At 63.2% G+C, this 6,337-nt stretch carries 6 protein-coding genes and 3 tRNA genes; 2 read left to right on the top strand and 7 right to left on the bottom strand.

The window, feature by feature from the left end; genetic code table 11:
• Positions 1-641: 641 nt before the first annotated feature.
• From ACHFFR_RS06510 to ACHFFR_RS06480, 7 genes are all read right to left on the bottom strand, one after another.
• Positions 642-715 (bottom strand) — tRNA-Lys (locus ACHFFR_RS06510).
• Positions 716-1,090: 375 nt separating this feature from the next.
• Positions 1,091-1,996: a DMT family transporter gene (locus ACHFFR_RS06505; protein ID WP_394263455.1), complete on the bottom strand. Its 906-nt coding sequence runs from the start codon at positions 1,994-1,996 to the stop codon at positions 1,091-1,093.
• 8 nt (positions 1,997-2,004) lie between these two features.
• Entirely contained in the window at positions 2,005-2,211 is a 207-nt protein-coding gene (locus ACHFFR_RS06500) for a hypothetical protein (protein WP_394263454.1), read from the bottom strand.
• Between the two features lie 8 nt (positions 2,212-2,219).
• Positions 2,220-3,143 (bottom strand): AEC family transporter, encoded by a 924-nt coding sequence (locus tag ACHFFR_RS06495; RefSeq protein ID WP_394263453.1) that lies wholly within the window; start codon positions 3,141-3,143, stop codon positions 2,220-2,222.
• A gap of 88 nt (positions 3,144-3,231) precedes the next feature.
• Positions 3,232-3,990: an endonuclease/exonuclease/phosphatase family protein gene (locus tag ACHFFR_RS06490; RefSeq protein ID WP_394263452.1), complete on the bottom strand. Its 759-nt coding sequence runs from the start codon at positions 3,988-3,990 to the stop codon at positions 3,232-3,234.
• Complete coding sequence (gene msrB, locus ACHFFR_RS06485) at positions 3,987-4,388, bottom strand: peptide-methionine (R)-S-oxide reductase MsrB (protein WP_394263451.1); 402 nt, start codon at positions 4,386-4,388, stop codon at positions 3,987-3,989. Before msrB ends, ACHFFR_RS06490 begins: the two co-directional genes overlap by 4 nt.
• A complete protein-coding gene (locus tag ACHFFR_RS06480) occupies positions 4,385-5,995 on the bottom strand; it encodes a mechanosensitive ion channel family protein (RefSeq protein ID WP_394263450.1) in 1,611 nt (536 codons plus the stop codon). The genes msrB and ACHFFR_RS06480 overlap by 4 nt, the downstream gene beginning before the upstream one ends.
• Before the next feature lie 152 nt (positions 5,996-6,147).
• Here ACHFFR_RS06480 and ACHFFR_RS06475 point away from each other — a divergent pair.
• Together ACHFFR_RS06475 and ACHFFR_RS06470 are read left to right on the top strand one after the other, a co-directional pair.
• A tRNA-Glu gene (locus ACHFFR_RS06475) sits at positions 6,148-6,220 on the top strand.
• 35 nt (positions 6,221-6,255) lie between these two features.
• Positions 6,256-6,329, top strand: a tRNA-Asp gene (locus ACHFFR_RS06470).
• Positions 6,330-6,337 lie beyond the last annotated feature (8 nt).

The raw sequence follows: 6,337 nt of genomic DNA, 5'->3' as shown, positions 1-6,337 counted from the left end.
CTTCGATCATTTCAACCTGGTCGGGCTTGAGCTGGGCTGGCCTACGTGGCTGTGTCATGATTGCCTCCAATTGCTTGACTCTATTCTCTCGCAAAAGACGCTCCCATGTGGGATGTTGCGCGAGAACGTCGCAGGCCCGCGAATCTATAGCCACCGGTGCTTCACACCCGCCTGTGCGCTGCTCTATCTCAACGTCGTGAGTTCAATTCCGCAAGCCCGATCGCGTGCGTGCCCGCGTCATCTCGACAGTGTGATCTCGGAAGGGTGATCCCGATCGTGTTCACAAGATAGGCGCTGGGAGCTCGATATCCGCTATACAACGACATCGCGCTCCCGGGACCTGCCTTTTGAACGCAACCGCGCGAGACCACGTGCCGATTCCGATATGGCGAATGTTTTCACGCCCTGGCAGCCGTATTTAACTGAAACCGATGCACTCAATTGAAACCGAGACACGATAATTTAGGTCATGGAGAATTTTCGGTGCATCCACGTGCACGGATGATAAAGGCCGGTCGGTGTTCGTGTAAGCGCGCGCCACCGGGCATCGGACGCGACGCACACACTGAATGGGCGCCCGCATGTGGGACGTGCCCTGAATAAAAACCCCGGCACCTCATATTGAGGTGCCGGGGTGGCGGTAGGCCCCGTGGGACTCGAACCCACAACCTACGGATTAAAAGTCCGCAGCTCTAACCAATTGAGCTAGAGGCCCGCCCAGACCAGATGGCCCAGAACCACAACGCCGCTCCGTCCAGATCCGGGGCGTTTCAGCTCTATATTCGTGAATCGTCCGGCTCCGGATAGGTTCCGGATATGTGGCGTTCCGGTCGGAAAGAGTCTACCGGGCAAGGTCGGCGAGCGGAAACTCAGGCTCGCGAATCGCGGTAGGAATCACGCGGCATGAGCGAGCGATACTACAACTGGGTGAAAGCACGGTGTGAGCTCTCGGGCGAGCGCGGGAGCGAGGCTCACGGCCGACTCGTCGAATCGATGGACGACCATGGGCTACTAAAGTGGACTGCAAGTTGACTGCCGAAGTAGGCCCCGAAGCAGGCTGCCCAAACCAGGCTCGTGAGCCCCCGCAACACTAGGCTCGTGGGATACGAGCCTTTCGCGGGCGCCAGGTCACGAGCACCACGGCGATCGAGATCAAGACGAGCCCACCGATTTCTCCCGCACTCGGGAACTGGCGCAGCAACACCATGCCCACCACGAGCGAGGTGGCCGGATACAGCGAGTTCAGCAGCGCGAACAGCGAGGCGGGCACCCTCGTAAGAATCGTGACCTCGAGGAAGTAAGGCACCACCGAGGAGAACACGCCCACGGCCACCATGAGCGCTAGCATCTTCGGGTCGGTGACAATCGCGCCAAAACTGGGAATCGCCAGCGGAATGTAGACGATCGCTCCGATGGCCATGCCGATGGCGAGCGAGTCGGGCCCGACGCCAGCCGTCGCCACCTTAGACCCCATCCACATATACAGCGCCCACGACGCACCCGCCACCACTGCAAAGACGACGCCGGCCGCCACGCCGGGTTCGCTCATGTCCACGCCGATCCACGAAATCATGAAGACCCCGGCCACCGCGAACACGATTCCCGTCCAGATCCGCCAACCGCGCCCGGTGATGGCCGCCAGGAGCACGGGCCCGATGAACTCGAGCGCAACGGCGGTGCCCAGCGGGATTCGCGCAATTGCCTGATAAAACAGGACGTTCATCGTCACGAGTGCGAGGCCGAGCACGGCCGGACGCCACAGCTTTCGCCACACGACCTTCGGCCGGCGCCACGCCATCATGACGATCGCGCCCACGGCCACGCGCCCCCACGCCACGGCCCCCGCAGTGGCGACGGCGAATAGCGTCACCGCAATCGAGGCGCCGATGTACTGAATAATTCCCGACGCCAGCAAAATCGCCGGCGCCGCATTATGCATAGCGTCGCCGGACAGGTTGCGAATACTGCCCGTCTCGAACCGTCGCCCACTAGCCATACGTCACCTCACACTCTGCACATTTGCGATGAAGGGTGGTTTGCCACCAGCAGCAACACAACCACCGCCAGTACCGCGACCAGCACCACCACCGCCAGCGCCACAACCGCCGCCAGTACCGTGACCGCCGCCAGTACCGCGACCACCGCCAGCACCGCGACCACCGCCAGCACCGCCAGCACCACCACCGCCAGCACTACCACCGTGCCCTGCACTCAGAACCTTACACATGGAAGATCGCCGCAATCGCAATCAGCGCGGGCATGGACACGAGCGCGGTGATCACCGAGACGTCGCGCGTGAAGGCCACGCCCACCTCGTAACGATGGGCGATGGCGAAGAGATTATTGGCGGTCGGGAAGATCGAGACCACCATCGTGGCCAGCAGCATCTGCCCGTCGAGTCCAAGCAGGCTGGCGATCACAAACGTGATGATCGGGCTGAGCACCATCCGGAACGCGATCGAGGTGAACAGCGGCAGATTGTCCCGGTTCAGCCGCAAAATCTTCGCCGACGCCAGCGACACCCCCAGCGCCACCATCATCAGCGGCACGGTCGTGTTCGCGAGCGCGTCAACCGGCCCGGTGATCAGCTCGGGCGGATTCCATGCCGACACATTGAGCACAATCCCAACAAACACCGCCACGAGCGGCGGCTGCGTAAACGAGCTGACCAGCAGTTTCAGCCGGCTACCACCTTCAACCGCGGTCTGTCGGTCGAGCATCAAGAACCCGAAGGGCACGAGCACGAGCACCTGAAACACAATCACGCCGGCGGTCGCAGTCGCCGTCCCAACAGTCGCCACCAGGAACGCGATGCCCACATTGCCCGCGTTCGTGTAGGCCGCCGCGAGCGCGCCGATCGTCTGCCGGCCGCCGCTCAGCCGAAAAACCTTGACGGCAATAACGTAATAGGTACTGAGCAAAATGAGCGCCGTCGCCACATTGGCCAGCAGCCCGAGCGAAAACACGTCGCCCAGATCAGCCGTGCCGACAGTGCGCAGGAGCAGCATCGGCATCGTCACGTAGAACACGATCTTCGACAGCCCGCGATCCGCGTGCGGCCCGAGCACCGAGAATTTCACCAACGCGAATCCGATGGCCATGTACACCATCAGCGTCCAGATACTGAGTAGAACCTCGCTCACGCGCTCAGCCTACTGGCACCCGCCGCGAACTTCCTAGCGCCTCCGCCTCATCCGCGCGCCCGCGCCGGCGTCCGGTCGCCGAGCCCGCTTAGCTCGCACTTTCCGTATCAACGACGACGGCGGCATGGTCCGAGACCGGCATCTGCAGCACGCGATCGTCCCGGCCTGCGATACCGCGGCCAAGGATGTGGTCGATCTGGATGACCGGCTCCCAGCTTGGTGAGGCGTTGCCGCGCGCAAGAATCTCAAAGCCCGTGCCCGGTATCTCTTCTTCCACGTGGTTGATGCGCAGGTTGAAGTCGCCCATGAGTACGGCGGGCACGCCGGGCGCGAAGTCGTGGAAGCCGCGCACCGCGATCTGGAACTGGCGGCGCGCGACTGGCCGAACCGTCGACAGGTGCGTGACACCCACAGCCAGGGGCCCCTCGGCCGTTTCAAGAAGCGCATACAGGCACGCCCGCTTGTCGGGCCACTTGAACCGCCAACCCAGCCGCGATTTGTCGTCGCGGATCCACGGCGAGGTCCGCCCGGCCAGTTCGAGTATGCGAGCCCGCGTGACGGGCAGGCGGGTCAGCAACCCCATCCCGTACTTGCGCCGGGTCTCGGCAAAGAGCGGGGTCAGACCCGTGCGCTCGGCGATCACCGCCAGCTGATCAACTCCCCCGGAGCGAATCTTGCCGCGGTCCACTTCCTGCAGGCCGAGCACGTCTGGCTCAAGGCCGGCGATGTCTCGCGCGAGCTGGCGCGCCGATTTATCTCCCGCCCGATCCAGACCCACCATCGCCGTGGCATGCTGAGCCGGCACGGGCTCCCCGTACTGGATGTTGAACGTGACGAATCGAATCATGCATCCGGTTCAAAACGTAGCGAGACCGAGTTCATGCAGTAGCGCTGACCGGTCGGCATGTGCGGGGCGTCAGGGAATACGTGACCAAGGTGGGATCCGCAGTTCGAGCACAGGACCTCGGTGCGGACCATGCCGTGCGAGCGGTCCTCGACGTAGGTGACGGCGTCCTTCTCATCCGGGTCGTAGAACGAGGGCCAGCCACAGTGGGCGTCAAACTTGGTGGAGGAGCGGAACAGTTGCGCATCGCAGGCGCGGCAGTGGTACATGCCCGCGCGGTCCTCGTGCAGGAGCTCGCCAGTGCCGGGTCGCTCGGTGCCCGCCTCGCGCAACACATGGTATTCCATGGGTTTGAGCAGGTTGCGCCACTCGTCATCGCTCTTCGTGACGGGGAAATTCATGAAGTCTCCTCGGAATTCTCGGATTCGTCATCTGCGATCTGATCGTCGCGTGAGTCTACGATCTTACGTTGTCTTTCTTCATACGCCTCATCGCCCGGTCCAGAATAGACCTTCGCCCGCTCTTCCGCCTCCGGAGAGCCGGAGAAGATCGCGGACTTGATCGGGCCGGTTTGGGTCACGGGCAATTCGGCTGTGTCGCCAGCCCCGTCGCCAGCCCCGCCAGCCGCCTCACCAGCTACGCCAGCCGCTTCGCCAGCTACGTCAGCCGCGCCAGCCCGCTTGCCGAGCGGTATGCGACGCAGCCGCTCGACGTCGTCGTCGGAAATAATCTCCGTCTCCTGGGTGTTCCCGGCGGTCGGCACGGCCTCGAATTCGGGCTCGAAGACGGGCGGTTTTTCTTCCTCGCGCTGGTTGACCAGCGACTCCGAGCGCCGGCGGTTCTCGAGGAAGCTGCCCTGCTCGTCGCTGTATAGGCGCAGGTGGGGCGTGGATTGCGGTGCCTCTTCTTGAATCCAGCGGACCATCTCCTCGCGCACGTGGTTGCGCAGGTCGGTGAGCGTGGGCGAGTTTTCCGCCGAGATGAGGCAGCGGATGAGGATGCCTTCGGTGGTGGAGGCGTCGTTGATTTGGAGGACGCCCGTGCGGCCGTCCCACAGGTCGGTGGCGGACAGGATTTGCTCGAGGCGCAGGCGGGCGGCGTCGATGGGGACTTGCCAGTCGACTTTGATGAGGACGTCGCCGGTCATTTCGGGCGCGCGGCGGGTCCAGTTTTCGAATGATTCGGTGGTCATGATCGTGGATGGCACGATGATCCGGCGCCCGTCCCACACGGCGAGTACGACGTACGTGAGCGTGATTTCCTCGACGGTGGTGTATTTGCCGTCGTAGTGGACGATGTCACCCACGCGGATCGAATCCGTGAACGCGAGTTGCAGGCCCGCGAACACGCTTCCGAGCGTGGTTTGGGCTGCGAGGCCGACGACGACGGAGACGATTCCCGCCGAGGCGAAGATCGAGGCGCCTGCCGCGCGAGCGCCCGGGAAGGTCAGCAGCACGGCGCCGATTCCGAGGATCCACACCACGACGACGACGAGGCGGCGCAAGATCTGCGTTTGGGTCTTGACGCGGGCGGCGCGCCCCTCGGAGGTCTCGGCCATGCGCTCGTTGACGGCGGTCGTGACTCCGTTGGCGAAGCCGGAGAGCACCCACGTCATCAGGATGATGATGACGATGATGAACATGTGGTTGACGAAGTCGAGCCAGCCGGGCCCGACCTCCCCGATTTCCGAGCGCCCGTAGCGGAAGCCGAACCATGCGCCGACGACGGCCGTGAGGGTTTCGATACGGCGCGCGGTTGCTTTGACCACGGGTTCCGTGTGGTTGCCGGTGCGCGAGACCATGCGCAGCAGGGCGACGATGATGAGGCCGGCGATGACGCCGAGCGCCAGGCCGACGCCGATCGTGACGACCATTCGAAGGGCGTCGAAGGTGACTTCCACCGCCGCTTCGACCTGGTCGGAGGGGGCGTCCTCGTCGGTTGGCACCTGAGTGATCAGAGCATGCCTGAGGGCTGGGTCAAGTAGCTCGCGCATCGCTAAGTTTGTCATAAGATAAGGCTAGAGCACGGGCCCGAAACGCACCGCTTAAACGTGGTTAACGCCACCCCTAGCGAATTTTGCATTTATATACTATCCTCGCATAAGCTAGTTGCCGTTCCACCAACGATTAACTGGCTGGGATGATAAAGACTTCGGTCTTTGCCCCTATCGTCTAGCGGCCTAGGACCCCGGCCTTTCACGCCGGTAGCACGGGTTCGAATCCCGTTGGGGGTACTGCTTCACCAGAAGCGGGTAGAAATACCAAATCTGGCCCTGTAGCGCAGTTGGTTAGCGCGCCGCCCTGTCACGGCGGAGGTCGCGGGTTCAAGTCCCGTCAGGGTCGCAGAGAAA

Origin of the sequence: Trueperella sp., from assembly GCF_043424875.1 — a bacterium.
In the GTDB taxonomy this organism is placed as follows: Bacteria; Actinomycetota; Actinomycetes; order Actinomycetales; family Actinomycetaceae; genus Trueperella.
The sequence above is the reverse complement of the archived record's forward strand: the minus strand, read 5'-3'. Positions and strand labels throughout refer to the sequence as shown.

Bases quoted from the DNA above. Each gene is read 5' to 3' on its own strand.
- ACHFFR_RS06480 (WP_394263450.1), bottom strand. From the start codon at position 5,995: ATGACAAACTTAGCGATGCGCGAGCTACTTGACCCAGCCCTCAGGCAT.
- ACHFFR_RS06505 (WP_394263455.1), bottom strand. From the start codon at position 1,996: ATGGCTAGTGGGCGACGGTTCGAGACGGGCAGTATTCGCAACCTGTCC.
- msrB (WP_394263451.1), bottom strand. From the start codon at position 4,388: ATGAATTTCCCCGTCACGAAGAGCGATGACGAGTGGCGCAACCTGCTC.
- ACHFFR_RS06490 (WP_394263452.1), bottom strand. From the start codon at position 3,990: ATGATTCGATTCGTCACGTTCAACATCCAGTACGGGGAGCCCGTGCCG.